General features: G+C 66.4%; 15 protein-coding genes and 1 tRNA gene. 10 read left to right on the top strand and 6 right to left on the bottom strand.

Features of this window, described 5'->3' with window-relative positions; genetic code table 11:
- Positions 1 to 14 precede the first annotated feature (14 nt).
- Together ACSJJU_RS08975 and ACSJJU_RS08970 are read left to right on the top strand one after the other, a co-directional pair.
- Positions 15 to 91: transfer RNA gene (locus tag ACSJJU_RS08975), tRNA-His, on the top strand.
- A 491-nt stretch (positions 92 to 582) separates the two neighbouring features.
- Positions 583 to 1,641: a PEP-CTERM sorting domain-containing protein gene (locus tag ACSJJU_RS08970; RefSeq protein ID WP_435915025.1), complete on the top strand. Its 1,059-nt coding sequence runs from the start codon at positions 583 to 585 to the stop codon at positions 1,639 to 1,641.
- A gap of 169 nt (positions 1,642 to 1,810) precedes the next feature.
- On the opposite strand, the gene ACSJJU_RS08965 is transcribed toward ACSJJU_RS08970, so the two are convergent.
- Positions 1,811 to 3,388 carry a DUF389 domain-containing protein gene (locus tag ACSJJU_RS08965; RefSeq protein WP_435915024.1) on the bottom strand — a complete coding sequence of 526 codons (1,578 nt, stop codon included), beginning with the start codon at positions 3,386 to 3,388 and terminating at the stop codon, positions 1,811 to 1,813.
- Positions 3,389 to 3,712: 324 nt separating this feature from the next.
- On the opposite strand from ACSJJU_RS08965, the gene ACSJJU_RS08960 reads away from it, so the two are divergent.
- From ACSJJU_RS08960 to ACSJJU_RS08945, 4 genes are all read left to right on the top strand, one after another.
- Positions 3,713 to 6,043 (top strand): TonB-dependent receptor, encoded by a 2,331-nt coding sequence (locus tag ACSJJU_RS08960; RefSeq protein ID WP_435915023.1) that lies wholly within the window; start codon positions 3,713 to 3,715, stop codon positions 6,041 to 6,043.
- A 256-nt stretch (positions 6,044 to 6,299) separates the two neighbouring features.
- Positions 6,300 to 7,043: a tetratricopeptide repeat protein gene (locus ACSJJU_RS08955; protein ID WP_435915021.1), complete on the top strand. Its 744-nt coding sequence runs from the start codon at positions 6,300 to 6,302 to the stop codon at positions 7,041 to 7,043.
- A gap of 93 nt (positions 7,044 to 7,136) precedes the next feature.
- Complete coding sequence (locus ACSJJU_RS08950) at positions 7,137 to 7,997, top strand: energy transducer TonB (protein ID WP_435915020.1); 861 nt, start codon at positions 7,137 to 7,139, stop codon at positions 7,995 to 7,997.
- Between the two features lie 13 nt (positions 7,998 to 8,010).
- Positions 8,011 to 8,694 (top strand): Fe2+-dependent dioxygenase, encoded by a 684-nt coding sequence (locus tag ACSJJU_RS08945; RefSeq protein WP_435915019.1) that lies wholly within the window; start codon positions 8,011 to 8,013, stop codon positions 8,692 to 8,694.
- A gap of 143 nt (positions 8,695 to 8,837) precedes the next feature.
- On the opposite strand, the gene ACSJJU_RS08940 is transcribed toward ACSJJU_RS08945, so the two are convergent.
- The 3 genes from ACSJJU_RS08940 to ACSJJU_RS08930 all read right to left on the bottom strand — a co-directional run bounded on the left by ACSJJU_RS08940 (position 8,838) and on the right by ACSJJU_RS08930 (position 11,016).
- Positions 8,838 to 9,650 carry a ferredoxin--NADP reductase gene (locus tag ACSJJU_RS08940; protein ID WP_435915018.1) on the bottom strand — a complete coding sequence of 271 codons (813 nt, stop codon included), beginning with the start codon at positions 9,648 to 9,650 and terminating at the stop codon, positions 8,838 to 8,840.
- 644 nt (positions 9,651 to 10,294) lie between these two features.
- Positions 10,295 to 10,618: a hypothetical protein gene (locus tag ACSJJU_RS08935; RefSeq protein ID WP_435915017.1), complete on the bottom strand. Its 324-nt coding sequence runs from the start codon at positions 10,616 to 10,618 to the stop codon at positions 10,295 to 10,297.
- A 113-nt stretch (positions 10,619 to 10,731) separates the two neighbouring features.
- A complete protein-coding gene (locus ACSJJU_RS08930) occupies positions 10,732 to 11,016 on the bottom strand; it encodes an usg protein (protein WP_435915015.1) in 285 nt (94 codons plus the stop codon).
- 287 nt (positions 11,017 to 11,303) lie between these two features.
- Here ACSJJU_RS08930 and ACSJJU_RS08925 point away from each other — a divergent pair, with 287 nt between their 5' ends.
- Genes ACSJJU_RS08925 through aguB form a run of 3 tightly spaced genes read left to right on the top strand, consistent with a single transcriptional unit; the run spans position 11,304 to position 14,849 of the window.
- Positions 11,304 to 12,953 carry a M28 family metallopeptidase gene (locus ACSJJU_RS08925; RefSeq protein ID WP_435915014.1) on the top strand — a complete coding sequence of 550 codons (1,650 nt, stop codon included), beginning with the start codon at positions 11,304 to 11,306 and terminating at the stop codon, positions 12,951 to 12,953.
- The gene (locus ACSJJU_RS08920; protein ID WP_435915082.1) at positions 12,953 to 13,975 is read left to right on the top strand and encodes an agmatine deiminase family protein; all 1,023 of its coding nucleotides are present in this window, start codon (positions 12,953 to 12,955) and stop codon (positions 13,973 to 13,975) included. Before ACSJJU_RS08925 ends, ACSJJU_RS08920 begins: the two co-directional genes overlap by 1 nt.
- Positions 13,976 to 13,997: 22 nt before the next feature.
- Positions 13,998 to 14,849 (top strand): N-carbamoylputrescine amidase, encoded by an 852-nt coding sequence (gene aguB / locus ACSJJU_RS08915; RefSeq protein ID WP_435915012.1) that lies wholly within the window; start codon positions 13,998 to 14,000, stop codon positions 14,847 to 14,849.
- 175 nt (positions 14,850 to 15,024) lie between these two features.
- Here the strand turns inward: aguB and ACSJJU_RS08910 are convergent, their stop codons facing one another.
- Positions 15,025 to 16,548, bottom strand: a complete 1,524-nt coding sequence (locus ACSJJU_RS08910; RefSeq protein WP_435915011.1) for a fumarate hydratase — start codon at positions 16,546 to 16,548, stop codon at positions 15,025 to 15,027.
- 327 nt (positions 16,549 to 16,875) lie between these two features.
- On the opposite strand from ACSJJU_RS08910, the gene ACSJJU_RS08905 reads away from it, so the two are divergent.
- Entirely contained in the window at positions 16,876 to 18,180 is a 1,305-nt protein-coding gene (locus ACSJJU_RS08905) for an NAD(P)/FAD-dependent oxidoreductase (RefSeq protein WP_435915010.1), read from the top strand.
- A 66-nt stretch (positions 18,181 to 18,246) separates the two neighbouring features.
- Here the strand turns inward: ACSJJU_RS08905 and ACSJJU_RS08900 are convergent, their stop codons facing one another.
- Positions 18,247 to 19,626: a UDP-glucose dehydrogenase family protein gene (locus ACSJJU_RS08900; RefSeq protein WP_435915009.1), complete on the bottom strand. Its 1,380-nt coding sequence runs from the start codon at positions 19,624 to 19,626 to the stop codon at positions 18,247 to 18,249.
- Positions 19,627 to 19,850: the final 224 nt, after the last annotated feature.

Below are 19,850 nucleotides of genomic sequence, written 5' to 3'. Positions count from 1 at the left end.
AGCCCTGACGCGCGGCGACTGTAGCTCAGTTGGTTAGAGCACTGGTTTGTGGTACCAGGGGTCGTGGGTTCGAACCCCATCAGTCGCCCCAGTCTCTCTAAAGACTTGGCGCTTCCAATACCAGTTCCCCCCGGTTCCCACGAACCGTATTTGCTTTCAGAACCGCGTTCCCTTCCAGAACCGCATTCCCTTCCAGAAACGTCACCATTCGTGCGCTTTTGCGGCGTTGGGGCTTTTGCGGCGTTGGGAATGTCGTCATGGTGGAATCGGGCATGGACCTTTTCCGTGATTCGGCTGCCTGTGTGCCTCACGTGGAGCACAGGGTTGATCGGCCGGAGGGGCCTTCCTCCAGAACACAATCATGCAGACAAATTTCTTGACGTGGAGGCCGTCTCCAGGTGCCAATCCCTTATTTACCATCCGATTGTAATAATTATTATCAATTAATTTTGTCGGATTTTCTTACGGTTGTATGGTGTGAAATCCGGGGTCTTTCAGGTTAAGTATTGAATATGCGTTTCTTTTTAATCTGGCATGATTATTGCCAAGCCGTGGATGCAAGACATCCGTGGGGGCTGTGCCATGAAGAAGGCCATGAAGAAGTTTGTGAAGCTTGCTGCGGTTAGCATGACTGCCTTGGCTGCCGTATCGGGTGCAGCTCAGGCTGCTCCGCTCTATTTCCCGGATCCGGAAGATGGCGTCGTCTCGCTGCAATATGGCCAGTTCACGGTCTATTCGCTGGCGATGCTGAACTATTACGCCATGAACGGCAAAACCAGTCCGCCATCGAACAACGATCCTTACTATGTGAAGAGTGCCCCCGGCCAGATCAACGAGTTCATCGTCATTGCAACGGGCTCCAAAGGCGTCAGCAATGGGGAATTCGCCAATACCGACAATCCCTTCCTCACGCCGAGTGGTGGCGGGAGCGGCAGCAGCGTGTTCTGGACCACGACGAGCCCTGATCCGAGCGATACGTTCGGCGCCGATGCGCTCGGAATGGATAATGCCGGGACGTGGGATATCTCGCTTGAGACGCTGCGCGATTATCTGAAGGGTCAGAAACTGTTTTTCGGGTTCAACCTGAATGAAACGGATAGCGCCGGCAGCGAGTTGCTGACAGTGGAGCAAGACGCGCTGGCCTGGGGCCGGGTGACTCTGGTCGATCTTGATACTGGCGCAGAAGTCAGCTTCATTTTCGATGGCACAAATAGCAACGACGCTATCCAGAGCCAGACCCTGTTCACGCATGATGGCGTGGACTGGGGCCGCATTCATGGGCAGATCTGCGTTGCGAAAGTATCGGACGGGCAGACTCCGCAGTTGCTGCACCTGGGGCCCTGCACCGGCGATGACGTCAACGGCGTGACGATCAACCAGAACCTGGGTGCTGACCGCGTCGCCTTTGCCCTGACCAACGACGAGCTGAGCGCCTTGATCTACAACACGGATTTCGACGTCATGCGCGTTGAGATGGGTCTGGCCGACATCAACAACGGCTACGAGCAGTTGTTCATCTTCGGCCTGGGACAGAACATCGTTCCGGACCCGGATCCGGTGCCGGAGCCGGCCGGTATCGCCTTGCTGGGCCTTGGTATCCTTGGGATCGCTGCGGCACGCCGTGGCAAGAAGGCTGCATAAGCACGGCACTCACAAGCGGAATGAAAAAGGGGCGGCTCAACGGCCGCCCCATTTTCTTTGATCTTGCTGCCTCTGCGTTGCGGGGCAATGGCGGGGAAGGCGCCGTCATTGACGATCACGGCTTCCTGTCCCGGCGCGCCCCGTGGGATTCGGATCGCCCCAGCCGACGTCATTCAAACGTTGCCACGCGCCAGTCGAGACGCGCCGTGAGCGGCTCCTGTGCTGCGGGCTTTCCACCGGCGCGGGGCGGTGCGGCCGGCGCGTCCGGACGGAGGTCCAGCAGGCCGGACTCGACGCCCCGCAGCGCCAGCGCTGCCGCAGCCGCGTCCACCACGGCGGCGGGGCCGCTCAGGCTGACCGGCACATTGCGGCGCAGGATGGCCCATGCGGCGATGTCGAGGGCGTTCTCGCCTGCCGCATCCGGCTTCGGGGCGGCCTCTGTCGCGGCGAACGTGATCTCGGGCAGCGGCAGGAGCGGGGGCACCAGCATCAGCGTCCAGTCCTCCACGCCCGAGGCGGCGCGCTGCTCCAGCTGGTGATAGGTGGCAAGGGTGCTCCCGGCCAGCGGGCGGGCGGTGATGGTGGCACGGCGGCCGATCTGGTCGATCAGCACGTCGCGCGGGGCGCCGCCGCCCGCGAGCGCCAGGCGGTCGCTGATGAGCCGGGTGATCCGGTCCGCCTGGAGGCGTTCGCGGTTCTGCGCCGCCGCCAGCTGGGCGGCCTGGGCGTCGCCCGCCGCGCCGCCCACGATCAGCTGGTCGAGATGCACCACCACATGCCGGTTGAGCAGGCGGGTCAGGGTCTGGCCCACCTTCTCGTCCGCGTCCGCGATGAACCGGGGCGTCAGTACCGTCGCGGTGACCTTGATCGGCCGCCCGCGCAGCTGGGATTCCACGTCGCTGAGGCGGGCAGCGGAGGGGAAGTGGCTGCGGATGCCATCGCGGATCTGGCGGGAGGCGAGGGTCTCCCAGCCGATCTGCTTCAGGGTGAGGCCGAGCGGCGTCGCCAGCGCTGCCAGAATGACCACAATCAGCACGGTCTGAAGGTGCGTGTGTGCCGGGGAGAGGTGGGAGCCGAACCCGTAGAGGCGGGCGACAAACGCCGCCGTCAGCGCGATGGTGATGAGGTTGGTGAAGAACAGCAGCAGCGCGCCGCCCGCGACGTACCAGTTCTGCGTGGCAAGGCCGAAGCCCACCACCGCGAGCGGCGGCATCAGCGCAATGGCGATGGCGACGCCCACCACCGTCTCGCCGCGCCCGCGCACCAGAGCGTAGCCGCCCGCCAGCGCCGAGAGCAGGGCAACCAGCAGGTCGAACAGGTTCGGCTGCGTGCGCGACGCGATCTCGGAGGTTACCGTCTGCACCGGCGAAATGGCGACGAACAGCGCCGACAGGACAATGGCAAGCAGCGAACCCGCAGCCAGCGCGAAGGCGGCCTGCTTCATCTCCTCCACGTCAAAGGTGGCAAGCGCGAAGCCGAGGCCGATGATCGGCATCATCAGGGGGGAGATCAGCATCGCGCCGATCAGCACCGCGCTTGAGGGCAGGAGCAGGCCGAGAATGGAGATCCCGGCGGAGATCACCACCATGAAGGCATAGCGCGAACTCCAGCGCGCTTCTTCGGTGACGCGCCGGACCACGGCTTCGTGATCTACATTGGTGATGATGTATTCACGCCACAGCGCCTTGAGGCGGCTGATGGCCTGGGCAGGTTGGCGGAGCAGGTGCGTCTTGGTCTGAACGGCCATTCTTCGTCCTGGTTAGGGGTTGGGAGGATGCCGCCTCGCGCGCAGACAGCGGGCCGGGACGGGGCAGAAGACGAACTCTATAAAGTTTATCGGCAAATGGGGCGCGGAAAAACAGCCGTGTTGGGTGCCGTCCGCGTTGGGTGGCGTCGTGGCCCGGGGAGAGGGGGGGGGGCGGGGTGTCCGGCGGGCCCCATGTTCCCGATCTGTGTTCCCTAATTGCAACTACTTCTCATTTTCCATATCGCCTGCGTTGACTCGCCGTCTGGAAGTTTGTACTTCGCCACCGAAATGCAATTTATTCTCAAGAACAGGGGTTGATACCGCATGGGTAAGAAGACTACCAACCGGTTCGGTGTGGACGAGGCGGCGGCCGGCAGTGCTGGCGTTGCGTTCCTGGCGCTGGGCTGCGTCGGCTTCATCGCCGCGCCGGCCGTGGCGCAGGGCACCGAGGGAGCGAACGCTGCTCCGGCGCGTCTGGGCGGCATGACCGTCACCGACACCGCCATCGAGGAGCAGGGCTACAAGATCGACAAGCCCGAATCTCCCAAGTACACCGCGCCGCTGGTGAACACGCCCAAGTCCGTCGTCATCCTGCCGGCGCAGGTGATGAAGGAGACCGGCTCCACCACGCTGGTCGAGGCGCTGCGCACTGTCCCGGGCATTACCTTCGGCGCGGGCGAGGGCGGCAACCCGCAGGGCGACCGTCCGTTCATCCGCGGCTTCGACACCCAGGGCAGCACCTTCATCGACGGCGTCCGCAGCGTGGGCGGCCAGTCGCGCGAAGTGTTCGCGATCGAGCAGATCGAAGTGGTGCGCGGCGGTGACTCGACCCTGGGCGGCCGTGGCAGCGCGGGCGGCAGCCTGAACATGGTCACCAAGAAGGCCCACCTCGGCACCGAGGTGTCGGCGGATCTCAGCTACGGCACGGCCGACTACAAGCGCGCAACCGTTGATGCCAACTACCAGCTGAGCGACGTGGCGGCCATCCGCCTCAACGCCATGTGGCATGACCAGGACGTGGCCAAGCGCGACGCCATGAACTACAACCGCTGGGGCATTGCGCCGTCGATCGGCTTCGGCCTCGGCACCGACACCCGCGCCTTCCTCAACTACTACCACCTGGAGACCGACGACCTGCCCGATCCGGGCATGCCGTTCGAGCGCACCCAGGCGCAGGCGGTGGCCTCCGGCAAGCTGAAGATCCGCCCCGCCGAGGAGGTGAACGGCCAGAAGGTGGACCGCTCCAACTTCTACGGCCTCAAGGACCGCGATTTCCGCAAGACCAACATCGACGAGGTGATGCTGCGGATCGAGCATGACGTGACGGATGCCGTCACCATCCGCAACACGGCCAAGTACGCCAACGTCAAGCAGAGCTACATCATCACCCAGCCGGACGACAGCCAGGGCAACGTCCAGAACGGCCAGGTGTGGCGCCGCACCAACTCGCGCTACGGCGGTACGGAGTCGATCGTCGACCAGCTGGACATCTCGGCGAAGTTCAACACGGGCGCCATCGCCCACAGCCTGTCGACGGGCATCGAGGGCAGCTGGGAGCGCTCCCGCCAGGGCACCTACGGCGACGGCAAGGGCAACGCGCTCAACACCTCGCCGCGCTGCACCCCGGAGGGCGTCGCGCTGCACAACTGCACCAGCCTGTTCAACCCGAACCCGAAAGATCCGTGGGTGAACCGCGACGCCGATGGCAACCCCATCGCCACCGCCCGCAACCCGATCGCCACGATCACCGAGATCAACACCTGGTCCGCGTACATGCTGGACACCATCACGCTCACCGAGGCGCTGCTGGTGAACCTCGGCGTGCGCTATGACCACTACGACGTGAAGGCGCGCAGCCTCGCCAACAAGACCGAGGTCGACCGCACGGACGACCTGTTCAACTGGCAGGCGGGCCTCATCTACAAGCCGGCGGAGAACGGCAGCATCTACCTGTCCTACGCCACCTCGGCGACGCCTCCGGGCAGCTTCCTCGGCGAGGGCAGCGAGAGCAACGGCCTGACCCCGGGCCGCAACGAGGGCGCGTTCGATCCCGATGATCTGAAGGTCGAGAAGACCAAGAGCTACGAGATCGGCACCAAGTGGGAGTTCTTCGACGCGGCCCTGGGCGTGAACCTGGCCCTGTTCCGCACCGAGACCAAGAACGCCCGCACCATCGGCCCGGACAGCCTGCCGGTGTTCGTCGGCGAGCGCCGCATCGACGGCGTCGAGGTCAGCGTCAACGGCCAGGTGCTCCCGGGCTGGAGCGTCTTTGGCGGCTACACCTACATGGACTCCGAGGTGAAGTTCGCGGGCGAGAACAACGTGGCCAACGGCAAGCCGTTCCCGAACACGCCGAAGCACAGCTTCACGCTGTGGAGCACCTATGACTTCGCCGATCGCTATCAGGTGGGCGGCGGCGCCATCTACAACGCCAAGCAGTACGGCAACTTCGGCGCGGACGGCGTGAGCCGCTCGATCCCCAGCTACTGGCGCTTCGACGCCACGGCGTCGGCAAAGCTCACCGACTACGCCACCCTGCGCGTCAACGTGCAGAACGTGTTCAACAAGAAGTACTACGACCGCACCTACGGCACGCACTTCGCCACCATCGCGCCGGGCCGCTCGGCCTTCGCGACGCTGGGCCTGACGTTCTGAGGCTTGGTGCAGGCCGGTTTGTAAATCAGGTCGCAGGAGGGGCTCGCCCCTCCTGCACCTCCCTTTTCTTTGAAGGGATGTGTTTCAGGCGCGCGCTGGATGAAGGGCGTGGCCCTGTTGAACGAAAATTGTCTGCTGGACCGTGGTTCCCGCGAACGCTGGAAACACGGCCGGCAAAACGAAAGGGAGGTGCAGGAGGGACCAGGTCCCTCCTGCATTTTCCAGTTTCAAACCCTTGAAAGAGGCCAGACAAGCCATGGCCCTGACCTATGACGACGTTCGCCGCTGGTCGGCGGAGGAGCTGAACCGCCGTCTTTCCGGTCCGCCGGAGGAGGTGGCCGGGATTCTGCGGGTCTGCGCCGAGGCGGGTGTGATCGAGGCCAAGGCGCTTTATGCCCAGGCGCTGCTCGACGGGCGCGGGGTGGCGCGCAATCCGGCCGAGGCGCTGCGCCTGTTCATCGAGGCTGCGCAGGCGGGGCATGTGATGGCCATGAACATGGTCGGGCGCTGCTGCGATCAGGGCTGGGGCACGCCGGTGGACAAGGCGCTGGCCGCCCGCTGGTACAAGGCTGCCGCCGACAATGGTCTCGACTGGGCCATGTACAACCTGGCGACGCTTTATTGCCTGGGCGAGGGGGTGCCGCTGGACCGCGCCGAGGCGCTGCGCCTGTATCGCAAGGCGATGGAGCTGGGGCATGTGAAGTCCATCAACATGGTGGGCGGCTTCTACGAGGACGGCTGGGTGGTGGAGCGCGACATGGAGAAAGCCGCCGCGCTGTACCGTCAGGCCGCCGAGGGCGGGGACTTTCGCGGCCAGTTCAACCATGCCCGCCTGCTGATCGCCGCCGGGAATCGGGACGAGGCCGCCGCGTGGCTGCGCCGCATCCCCGAGACGGCGACGCCCGCCTTTCTGGACAAGGCGCGGGCGTGGCTGGCCGACCATGCGCCGGAGTTGGTCGCGGCGCTGGCACCGGATGATCCTTCCGCCTCCGCGCTGTAGTTGCGACGAATTTGCAATTGCATCGCCGCGGCGGCCGTTCTATATGCTTGACCATTCGTTCTCAGACGCGGACCAGTCCGCAGGGATAGGCAGATGGACGCGAGCGGCGCGGCACAGGCGTTCGATGCGCAACCGGAGGAGGGCCTTGGCCGGTCCACCCCGGTGCTGCGGTTTGTCGCCGGCGGGTCTCCCAGGCCCGAATCCCGGCCGTCCGAGGCGCTGAAACCGGCTTCCCTGGAGGCCGAACCCTCGCAATCCGAATTCTCGCAGTCCGAATTCTCCCAATCCGATTTCTCGCAGGCGCCCGAGGCGCAGTCCGGGCGCTATGGCGCGGGCCGCCGGGTCAACTGGGGCGCCATTGGCGCCATCGCCGGACTGCATGTGGCGCTGTTGGCGGCGCTCGTGACCATGGACGTGGTCAAGCTCACGCCGCTGGCGCCCGAGCCGATCATGGTCGATCTGGTGCAGGCCGCGCCGCCGCCACCGCCGCCCGCGCCCATGCCGGAGGCCAGCCTTGAGCCGGTCACGCCGATCGTCGCGCCGCCGGTGCTCGACATTCTGCCGCCCCAGCCGTCGCCCGTGCAGGCGGCGGCGGAGCCGGCACCCGCCGTCATGGCCCCGGCGGTGGTGGCCCAGCCCAAGGCCGCGCCGGCCGCTGGCCCGGGCATCGAGACGGTGGAGGATCTCTCCGCCACCATGATCGAGGCGAAGCCGCCGCGCTATCCGCTGGAATCCCGCCGCCGCAAGGAGGAGGGCACGGTGGTGCTGCTGCTCACCGTGGGGCCGGACGGAGCGGTGGCGGACATCCGCGTCTCGCGCTCCAGCGGGTTCGAGCGGCTGGACAAGGCGGCGCTGGAGGCGGTGAGGAAATGGCGCTGGTCTCCCACCCTGCGCAACGGCGTGGCGGTGCCCGTGCGGGGATTTGTGGAAATTCCCTTCGTTCTCAAGAAATGATCGCAGCTTTCCCATGATGATACACATTCCCGGCGTGCTCGACGCCACGGCGGTGGCGCGCTGCCGCCAGATCATGGCCGAGGCCGAGTGGGTGGACGGCAACGTCACTTCCGGCGCGCAGTCGGCGCTGGCCAAGCGCAACCGCCAATTGCCGGAGGGCTCGCCGGCCGCCCGCGAGATGGGCAACCTGATCCTCGACGCGCTGGCGAAATCGCCGCTGTTCATCGCGGCGGCGCTGCCGCTCAAGGTGTTTCCGCCGCTGTTCAACCGCTACGAGGGCGGGGAGGAATTCGGCACCCACGTGGACAACGCCATCCGCATCCAGCGCGGCAGCGATTTCCGCATCCGCAGCGACCTGTCCGCCACCCTGTTCTTCGCCGATCCGGACGAATACGACGGCGGCGAGCTGACGGTGGAGGACCAGTTCGGCACCCATTCGGTCAAGCTGCCGGCGGGGGACATGGTGCTCTATCCCGCCTCCAGCCTGCACCGCGTCACGCCGGTCACGCGCGGGGCGCGGCTCGCCAGCTTCTTCTGGATCCAGAGCATGGTGCGCGACGACGGCGAGCGCCGCATCCTGTTCGATCTGGACCTGGCCATCCAGGCGCTGGCCCTTGAGCGCGGGCAGGGGGACCCGGAAATCGTCCGCCTGACCGGCATCTACCACAACCTGCTGCGCCGCTGGGCGCACGTGTGAGTCCGGTTTTCAGGGTGTGTGAGGAAAGGGGGGCTCGACCCCCCTTTGTATGACTGGGCTGCGTCCCGGAAAACGCCCCGGGCCGAAAACAAAAAAGGCTCCGCGCTGCGGAGCCTTTTTCTTGTTCGGGGAGGTTGAGACCCTCAGCCCACGAAGGCGCGTTCGATGACGAACTGGCCGGGGGAGGCGTTGGAGCCCTCGATGAAGCCGAGGCCTTCCAGATAGGCCTGGAATTCCTTGATCATGGCCATGCTGCCGCACAGCATAACGCGGTCGGTCTCCGGGTCCAGATTCTTGGGGCCGTCCAGCCCCTCGAACAGCTTGCCGGTCTCGATCAGCGTGTTGATGCGGCCGGTGGTGTGAAATTCCTCGCGGGTGACGGTCGGCACGTAGTGCAGCTGTGTCTGCGCCTGATCGCCAACCAGCGGATCGTCCGCCAGACGGCTTTCCAGTTCGGCGCGGTAGGCCAGATCGCTGACGCGGCGCACCGAGTGGACCACGACCACCTGATCAAACAGCTGGTACACGTCCGGGTCGCGGATCAGGCTCATGAACGGCGCCAGGCCCGTGCCGGTGGAGAGCAGGAACAGGCGCTTGCCCGGCAGCAGGGCATCGGTCACCAGCGTGCCGGTGGGCTTGCGGCCGAGGAAGATCTCGTCGCCCGGCTGGATCTTCTGGAGGCGCGAGGTGAGCGGACCGTCCGGCACCTTGATCGACAGGAACTCCAGCTCCTCGGCGTAGGCGGGGCTCGCCACCGAGTAGGCGCGCAGCAGGGGGCGCTGTTCGCCCGGCAGGCCGATCATCACGAATTCGCCCGAGCGGAAGCGGAAGCTGGCCGGCCGCGTGATCTTGAAGCTGAACAGGTGCTCGTTCCAGTGATGGACACTCAGGACCGTTTCCACAGTCAGCGCAGCAGAGGGCTCAAGTTTGGGCATTTGCTGCAGGCGATCGCTCATTCGACACTTCCTTAATTCATCAACATATTTGGGCGGACATCGCCGTCCAGGGATCACCCCATGGATCGGTGGCATCCGCATGCCGGACTGTCAGGCCCCCCGGCGCGGCCATGGGCGGACAAGCGGCCTGCATTCGACCATGAGCTTTCAGGTCGCGCCGGTCGCTTCTTTATCCTCAGCGGGACCGAGTCGCAAGGCTTGCGCCAAAGCGGCGTCTCGGTAATTTTTTGTTTTGTTTCAATGCTTTGTGCGAAAACCAGTAGATCGGCTTATTTCCGATAAACAATTTCTTGGCGACCTGGCCTTGCGGCAGCGGACACCACGCCACGGAAACGTCCTGATCTATCCTTCGGAAATCACACGATTTCTTCCAATTCTTGATCCGGGCTGCTCCCTGATCCGGGCCGCTCCCTGATCCGGGCCATCCCTTGATCCGGGCCGTTCCCTGATCCGGCCGGGGCCCTGCGGATGCCGCGGTCCCACGCTCCATGGCCCCCGGTTGCGGCCCGATACCGCTGCCGCCGCTGCGGTGGCGGTAACATGCCAATCGCAGCGACTCGTGAGAGGCAGCCCCCATATGGGGACAAGCGGCGCAAAAATCCAGTGGGCACTTTGTCGCCGCCGGGGAGGGGAGAGGGCGCGCCTCAGGCGGTGACGGGCAGGTGGAAGGGGTAGGAGCCGACCTTGTCTTCCCCCAGTTGCAGGTCGATGGTCTCGCCGTCCTGCCAGGTGACGCAGACGAACAGCCCCTTGGGCGCGAGCGCCGCGGGCATGGGCGCGTTGAAGGTGAAGCTGGCGTCGCGGGTCGCCACCAGCACCTCCACCATCCGGTCCGGCTGCTTGGTGATGTACATGCGGATACCGTCGGAGGACAGCGGGGGGAAGATGTAGCGATGGCCGTCGGTTGCCCAGTCCGCGTTGGCGGGGCGCAGCCAGGCTTGCAAGGCTCCTTGCTTCTTCAGGGACATGGCACTCTCCCTCTGCTCGATACACAACATATGGTTCGCACGCGCCGCTTGGCCACCACGGCAGGCGCGGCGGGAGGACGAGCGGAGCCGGAACGCGCGGCGGGGCGCGGCCGTCAGTTGAGGCGGAACTCGTTGCCCACCAGCTTCAGCTCGGCCGGCGTGACCAGGCTGGCGTGGGTGATGTGGATCGAGTGCAGCGGCGCCTCGATGTGCGCCCGCCAGTAGTCGAGGAACTGATGCAGGCGGGGGAAGCGCGGCGCGAGATCCAGCGTCTGCCAGACGAAACTCTGGAGCAGATCATGATGATCGGGCATCCAGTAGAGGATTTCCGCCGTCAAAAGCGAATATCCCTTGAGGCGAAGTTCGAAATCAGACGACTGTTCCCGGCGCAGGGTCATGACGACACTCCCGCAGACATCCTAAAAAAGGCTTCCATGGTCTGCAACGCAACCCGCTTTCAGGGATGATTATACGCCAGTGGCGACAGAATAACATAATCCTGTTGAATCGTTTCGTCTCAAATTCCTGTTATTTTGGGTATTTTACTGTCACTCATCTTGGGTGAGTGCTAACCGCCAAGCCTCGTGACGGCGGCTTGACCGTTTTCCCGCAACGTGGAAGGAAGCCTGAAGGCCCGGAAGGGCTTGCCGATCCATCTCGCAAACCATCTTGCCAAGAGGTGCCTATGTTCCGCGCGAACCGCCTTCTGACCGCGACCGCCCTCGGCCTGTGCGCCATGACCGCCCACGCGGGCGCTTCCGGGCAGGCCATCGCGCCCGCCGCCATCGACGCTCACGTGAAGGTTCTGGCGTCGGACGAATTCGAGGGCCGCGCGCCCCTCAGCCAGGGCGAGACGCTGACCATCCGCTACATCGCGGATCAGCTGGCCAGCGGTGGCGTGAAGCCGGGCGGCGCCAACGGGAGCTGGTTCCAGGCCGTGCCGATGGTGGAGAGCACCACCGCGCCGACCGCGCTGACCGTCACCGGCGGCGCGGCGCCGATCACGCTCGACTACATCACGGATCAGGTGGTGTGGACCAAGCAGGTCCGCGAGCAGACGGCGCTGGAGAACTCGGAGCTGGTGTTCGTCGGCTACGGCATCGACGCGCCGGAGTGGGGCTGGAACGACTACGCCGGGCTCGACGTGAAGGGCAAGACGGTGGTCGTGCTGGTGAACGACCCGGGCTTCGCCACGGGCGATCCCAAGCTGTTCAACGGCAAGACCATGACCTACTACGGCCGCTGGACCTACAAGTTCGAGGAAGCGGCCCGCAAGGGCGCGGCGGGCGTGCTCGTCGTCCATGAGACCGCCCCGGCCGCCTATCCGTGGGACGTGGTGAAGTCCAGCTGGACCGGCCCGCAGTTCGACATCGTGCGGGAGAACGACGGCATGGACCGCGCGGCGGTGGAAGGCTGGATCTCCAGCGAGGCCACCCAGCGCCTGTTCGCGGCCGCCGGGCTCGACTACAAGGCGCTGAAAGAGGCCGCCGCCCGCCCGGGCTTCAAGGCCGTGCCGCTGGGCAACCTCAAGGTCTCGGGCACGCTCAGCAACACCATCCGGCGCATGGAATCGCAGAACGTGGTGGGCATCGTCCCCGGCACCAAGCGACCGGACGAGTACATTCTCTACACCGCCCACTGGGACCACCTCGGCACCTGCACGCCGGACGAGCGGGGCGACGGCATCTGCAACGGCGCGGTGGACAACGCCACCGGCGTCAGCGCGCTGATCGAGATCGGCAAGCGCTTCGCCGCGGCCCGGCCGGAGCGCTCGGTGGTGCTGCTGGCCGTCACCGGCGAGGAGTTCGGCCTGCTCGGCTCCCGCTACTACGCCCAGAACCCGATCTATCCGCTGCACAAGACCGTGGCCGGCTTCAACATGGATGCGCTCAGCACCTTCGGGCGCACCCGCGACGTGGTGGTGATCGGCTACGGCAAGTCCGAGCTGGAGCCGCTGCTCAAGAAACATGCCGCCCAGCAGGGCCGGGTGATCGTGCCCGAGCCCAGGCCCGAGGCCGGGTCCTACTACCGCTCGGACCATTTCGAGCTGGCCAAGGTGGGCGTGCCCATGCTCTACGCCGACAGCGGCGTCGACGTGATCGGCAAGGGCGCGGAGTGGGGCCAGAGCCAGTCCGCCGAATACGTGGCCAGGCACTATCACAAGCCGTCGGACGAATACCGGGCGGACATGGACTTCTCCGGCACGGCGGAAGATGCGGAATTGTTGTTCCAGACCGGTCTGGAGCTTGCAAATTCCAGCCAATGGCCCAAATGGCTCCCGACCGCCGAGTTTGGGGCGGCACGCGAGGCGTCTCTCAAAGGAGCGAGTAAGTGATGCGTCAACCCGCCGAGTGGGCGAAGCACGATGCAGTCTGGTCGGCATGGCCCAGCCATGCCGACCTGTGGTTGGAAGATCTGGAGCCGGCCCGCGCCGAAGTCGCGGCGCTGTTCCGCGCCATTGCGAACGTGGACCCGGTCACCGGCCGCCCGCGTGGCGAGCAGCTGAACATTCTGGTCGCCAACGCGGAGGCGCGCGCCAGCGCCGAGGCCGCGCTGGCAGGCACCGGCGCGGTGCTGCACGACATTCCGTTCGGGGACATCTGGCTGCGCGACACCGCGCCCATCTTCGTGGCGGGCGCGGACGGCCTGGCGGCCCACGGCTTCCGCTTCAACGGCTGGGGCGGCAAGTATGACCTGCCGTTCGACGATCAGGTCTCGGCGGCGGTCGGCAAGGCCTCGGGCCTGCCGTTCAAAGCGTTCGACTGGGTGCTGGAAGGCGGCTCGGTGGACGTGGACGGGCAGGGCGCGGCGCTCACCACCGAGCAGTGCCTGCTCAACCCCAACCGCAACCCGGGGCTCTCCCGCGCCGAGATCGAGCGCAACCTTTCCGAGCAGCTGGGGGTGGAGCGCATCCTGTGGCTGGGCGACGGGCTGGCGAACGATCACACCGACGGGCACATCGACAACCTGGCCCGCTTCGTCGCCCCCGGCGTCGTGGCGCTGCCCGAGGCGCGGGACGCGGACGATCCCAACCGCGACATTTACGCCGATGCGCTGGCCCGGCTGAAGAAATACTCTGGTATCGAGATCGTCACCTTCCCATCTACTGGCCGGGTGGAGAACGAGGACGGCGAGGTGATCCCGGCCTCCTACTCCAACTTCTACATCGCCAACACGACCGTTGTGGTGCCCGTCTACGGCACGAAATGGGACGACGCGGCGGTGGAGGCCATCGGCAGGCTGTTCCCCGGCCGCAAGGCGGTGGGCCTCAGGGCGGACCACATCCTCACCGGCGGCGGCTCCTTCCACTGCATCACGCAGCAGGTGCCGAGTTTCCCGGTGACGGACGGCAAGTAAGCGAGGGAAGGATCAAAGCGTCATGACGCGTCAGATTACGGTTGCGGGGCTTCAGCTCGCGTTCACCGACGACATGAAGACGGACATCGCCGCCGTCGCCGACCTCGTGCGCGAGGCGGCCCGGCAGGGCGGCCAGGTGATCCTTCCGCCCGAGCTGTTCCAGGGCCACTACTTCTGCAAGGACCAGCAGGAGGACTTCTTCGCCAAGGCCTACCCGGTGGAGGAGCATCCGGCGGTCCTCGAAATGCAGAAGCTGGCCCGGGATCTCAAGGTCTACATCCCGACCTCCATCTACGAGCGGGACGGCCACCATTATTACAACTCCCTCGCCATGATCGATGACGAGGGCGCCATCATGGGCGTCTACCGCAAGAGCCACATTCCCGATGGGCCGGGCTATCAGGAGAAGTTCTACTTCCGCCCCGGCAACACCGGCTTCAAGGTGTGGAAGACCCGCCATGGCGTGGTCGGCGTCGGCATCTGCTGGGACCAGTGGTATCCCGAATGCGCCCGCGCCATGATGCTGATGGGCGCGGAGGTGCTGATGTACCCGACGGCCATCGGCTCCGAGCCCCATGACGCGGAGCTGGACACGAGCGCGCTCTGGCAGCGGGCCCAGATCGGCCACGCCGTCTCCAACGTGGTGCCGGTGGTCGCCGCCAACCGCATCGGGGACGAGTGCGGCCAGCACTTCTACGGCCACAGCTTCGTTGCCAGCCATCGCGGCGAGATGGTCTCGGAACTGGGCGACGGCGAGACCGGCGTCGTCATCGGCACCTTCGATCTCGACCTGATCCAGAAGCACCGCTACGCCTTCGGCTTCTTCCGCGATCGCCGGCCCGATCTCTACGGTCGCCTGACGCAGGATATTTAGCTATAGTGTGCAAGGGGCGATTTCGCCTGCCCCTTGCAAAGCGATACTCTCGGCCGCGCCTCTTCCAGGAGGTGCGGCTCTTCTTATGGGGCGGATTGCCGGTCGCCCCGCAAAGGAAAAGCCGCGCAGGCCCAAGGGCTTGCGCGGCTTTTTGATTGCGCCGGAACAGGAAGGCTTACGCCGGTTCCACTTCCTTTTTGGCGATCTTCTCGCGCCACACCAGCGGGCCGGTGTGGTGGACGCTCTCGCCGGTCGCATCGACGGCAACGGTCACCGGCATGTCCTGGACCTCGAACTCGTAGATCGCTTCCATGCCCAGGTCCTCGAAGGCGACGACGCGGCTGTTCTTGATCGCCTTGGAGACGAGGTAGGCCGCGCCGCCCACGGCCATCAGGTAGGCCGCCTTGTGCTTCTTGATGGACTCGATGGCGACCGGGCCGCGCTCGGCCTTGCCCACCATGGCGATGAGGCCGGTCTTCTCCAGCATCATGTCGGTGAACTTGTCCATGCGGGTGGCGGTGGTGGGGCCGGCCGGGCCGACCACCTCGTCGCGCACCGGATCGACCGGGCCCACGTAGTAGATCACGCGGTTGCGGAAATCGACGCCCTCCGGCAGGCCCTGACCGGAGGCCAGCAGGTCCTGGATGCGCTTGTGGGCGGCATCGCGGCCGGTGAGCATCTTGCCGTTCAGCAGCAGGCGCTCGCCCGGCTTCCAGCTCGCCACTTCCTCCGGCGTCAGGGTGTCGAGGTTCACCCGGCGCGCGGACGGGGAGGCGGTCCACTCCACCTTCGGCCAATCGTCCAGCTTCGGGCGCTCCAGATACACCGGGCCTTCGCCGGTCAGCACGAAATGGGCGTGGCGGGTGGCGGCGCAGTTCGGGATCATCGCCACCGGCTTGGAGGCGGCGTGAGTCGGGTAGTCGTGGATCTTCACGTCGAGCACGGTGGAGAGGCCGCCCAGGCCCTGCGCGCCGATGCCGAGCGCATTGACCTTGTCATAGATCTCGATGCGCAGCTCCTCGATCCTGGTGCGCGGGCCGCGGGCCTTCAGCTCGGCCATGTCGATCGGCTCCATGAGCGCTTCCTTGGCCAGCAGCATGGCCTTCTCGGCCGAGCCGCCGATGCCGATGCCGAGCATACCCGGCGGGCACCAGCCCGCGCCCATCTGCGGCACGGTCTTGACCACCCAGTCGACGATGTCGTCGGACGGGTTCAGCATCACGAACTTGGACTTGTTCTCCGAGCCGCCGCCCTTGGCCGCCACGGCGATTTCCACATGGTCGCCCGGCACGATCTGGGTGTGGATGACGGCCGGGGTGTTGTCGCGGGTGTTCTTGCGGCTGAAGGCCGGGTCGGCGACGATCGAGGCGCGCAGGCGGTTCTCCGGGTGCATGTAGGCGCGGCGCACACCCTCGTTGATCATCTCCTCCAGCGACATGGTGGCGTCCCAGCGGACGTTCATGCCCACCTTCACGAAGACGACGACGAGGCCGGTGTCCTGGCAGATCGGGCGCAGGCCCTCGGCGCACATGCGGCTGTTGGTGAGGATCTGCGCGATGGCGTCCTTCGCCGCCGGAGACTGCTCCAGCTCGTAGGCGCGTCCCAGGGCGCGGATGTAATCCATCGGGTGGAAGTAGGAGATGTACTGAAGCGCGTCAGCGACGGACTCGATAACGTCATCCTGGCGAATGATGGTCATGGGCAAGGGTCCTTGAAGCTCACTCACATGGGCGCGGTCCGCCGGAGCGCCGCGCGGCACGCCCATGCCTTTGCCCCGCCGGAGCGCAGCCGTCAAACATCATTTGGCGAAGCTGGTCTTTCCCGCAGCCCGTCCCGGCAACGGGCGCGGGAAAAGACGACTAGTCCATTAATATTAATAGTTGAATATTTAGCAGCAACGTTATTCTATGAGCCCGAGGTCGCCGGGATGTGGGGAGCCGGAGCCGCGCGGGGGGCAGGGGGCAAGACGCTTTACCCGGGCGGGCACAGGCTGACCGGCGGACCGCCATCGCTGCTCGGGAGCATCATGACAGCCAGCATCGAGAATACCGCGCACGGGCACGACTATCCGCCCTCCTATTTTGCGGCGACGGCCCATGCGGCGCCGTTCCGGCCCGCGCTGGAAGGGGTGAAGCAGGTGGACGTGTGCGTGATCGGCGGCGGCTTCACCGGCCTGTCGGCGGCGCTGCATGGCGCCGAGCGCGGGCTCTCTTGCGTCCTGCTGGAGAGCCGGCGCATCGGCTGGGGCGCGTCGGGGATGAACAGCGGGCAGGTGATGGCGGGCTGGACCCGCGCCAGCCGCAGCCTCGTTCACCAGCTTGGCGCGGCGCGGGCCCGCCAGCTGTTCGAGCTTGCGGCGGAGGCGGTGGCGCAGCTCTGGCTGCGGATCGGCCGCCACGGCATCGACTGCGATGCGCGCAAGGGGCATCTCATCGCTGCCGCCACACCGCAGGACATGGCGATGCTGGAGGCCGAGGCCGAATGCCGCGAGGGGGTGATGGGCTATGGCTACAGCCGCTTTGTCGACCGGAAGGCCGCGGTGCGGCTGACCGGCTCGGAGAGTTTTCACGGCGGGCTGCTGGACGCGGAGGGCGGTCATGTCCATCCGCTCAACCTGGCGCTGGGTCTGGCCCGGGCGGCCGAACTGGCGGGCGCGCGCCTGCATGAGGGCAGCCGGGTCATCCGTGTGCGGGCGCGGGGGGCGCGGATGCTGGTGGAGACGATGCGCGGCAAGGTGCTTGCCCGCCATGTGGTGGTGGCGGGCGGCGCCCAGTCCGGCCGTCTGCTGGAGCGGGTGAAGCGGCGCACCGAGGCGCTCAGCGTCTTTGCGGCGGCCACCGAGCCGCTCCCCGCCGATGTGGCCGCCACGCTGGTGAAGGACGGGCTGGCGGTGTGCGACACCCGCATGGCGGCCAACAGCTTCCACATGACGCCGGACCGGCGCCTTGTGTTCGGCGGCGGGGAGCGGTTCCGGCTGGACCCGGAGGAGACGCCCGAGTCCATCGTCCGGCCCCGGCTGGAGGCGGTCTATCCCCAGTTGAAGGGCGTGCGGCTGGACCACGGGTGGAGCGGGCTGGTCACGGTCACGTCCAGCCGGATGCCCGCCATCGGGCGGGAGGGGCAGATCTATTACGCAGCGGGCTATTCGGGGCAGGGGGTGGCGCAGGCCCTTCTGGCGGGGGGCGTGATCGCCGAGGCCATTGGCGGCGACACCCGCCGGTTCGATCTCATCAGCCAGTTGCCCAACCTGGCGGTCCCCGGCGGGCGCTGGCTGCGCCTGCCCATCTTCGCCGCCATCGGCGCGCTCGCGGCCCTGCGGGAGGTGCATTGAGGCGCGGGCACCCGACGGCGGGTTGATGGTACGTCAGGGCTGGAGGGGGCGGCCTGTTCTCCGGCCCTATTCCGCGGCGGCCGACTTCAGCGGGTGCACGCTGGCCGGGGTCCGCTCCGCTTCCACCTCGACGGGCGGCAGCTGCGGGCGGCCGATGGAGACATAGCGGAAGCCCGCCGCCGCCATGTCCGCGCTGCGGTAGATGTTGCGCAGGTCGACGAACACCGGCTCCTTGAGCTGCCGGCGCACGTGGGTGAGGTCGAGCGCGCGGAACTCGTTCCACTCGGTGATGATGACGACGGCGCTGGCATCCTTCATGGCCGAGTAGGGATCCTCGGCGAACTGGATCTCCGGCAGCAGCGGCGCGGCGTGCTCCATGCCGACGGGGTCATAGGCGCGGATGAATGCCCCGGCCTTCTGGAGCGCGGGCACGATGTCCAGCGCGGGCGAGTCGCGCATGTCGTCGGTGTTGGGCTTGAAGGTGAGGCCGAGCACGGCAATGGTCTTGCCCGCGACCGAGCCGCCGCAGGCCTCGATGATCCGCCGGGCCATGTTCTGCTTGCGGGTGGTGTTGACCTCGACGGTTGCCGAGACGAGCCGCAGCGGCACACCTGCTTCCTCGGCGGTGCGCAGGAGCGCCAGCGTGTCCTTGGGGAAGCAGCTGCCGCCATAGCCCGGGCCGGGGTGGAGGAACTTGTCGCCGATGCGCTTGTCGAGGCCGATGCCCTTGGCCACGTCCTGCACGTCCGCGCCCACCTTCTCGCACAGGTCGGCCATCTCGTTGATGAAGCTGATCTTGGTGGCAAGGAAGGCGTTGGCGGCGTACTTGATGACCTCCGCCGTCTCGCACGAGGCGAACAGAATCGGCGTCTCGCGCAGGTGCAGCGGACGGTAGATCTCCTTCAGCACCTGCCGGGCTTCCTCGGAGGTGGTGCCCACCACCACCCGGTCCGGGTGCATGAAGTCCTGAATGGCCGAACCCTCGCGCAGGAACTCGGGGTTGCTCGCCACTTCCAGCTTCTTCAGCGGCGCAACCTCCGCCACCAGGTCGCGCAGGCGCGAGGCGGTGCCCACCGGCACCGTCGACTTGGTGATGATGACCGCGCCGTTGCGGGCGTGGAGCGCGATGTCCCGGGCGGCGGCGAAAACGTAGGTCAGGTCCGCATGGCCGTCGCCGCGGCGGGACGGGGTGCCGACGGCGATGAACACGGCCTGGGCCTCGGCGACGGCGCCGGCCAGCTCGGTGGTGAAGCTCAGGCGGTTGGCCTTGATGTTTCGTTGCAGCAGGTCATCGAGCCCCGGCTCGTAGATGGTGGGCTCGCCCCGGCTGAGACGGGAGACGATGTCGGGGTTGGTGTCAACGCAGGTCACCTGGTGGCCGAACTCGGCCATGCAGGCACCCGATACCAGACCCACGTATCCCGTGCCGACGACAGCTATCCGCATATGACCTCCTGCTACTTGAAGAACGTGGGCTTCTCAGAGACCAATATGTCCGCATCGTGACCGCATCATGATGTGCTGCCCACTTTCCGGGCGGCAAATCAGCGCGTTTCCACGTCCGGCCACCGGAAAACGGGGCAGGGGCGCCGGTCGTTCCGGGGCGGCGGATTGGCCCTTCGCGGCGGCAATCACAGTGGAACCTGGCTCTGGACGCTCCGTCTTCACCG

This window comes from Pedomonas sp. V897, from assembly GCF_051304405.1.
Taxonomy (GTDB): Bacteria; Pseudomonadota; Alphaproteobacteria; order Sphingomonadales; family Sphingomonadaceae; genus Pedomonas.
The sequence above is the reverse complement of the archived record's forward strand: the minus strand, read 5'-3'. Positions and strand labels throughout refer to the sequence as shown.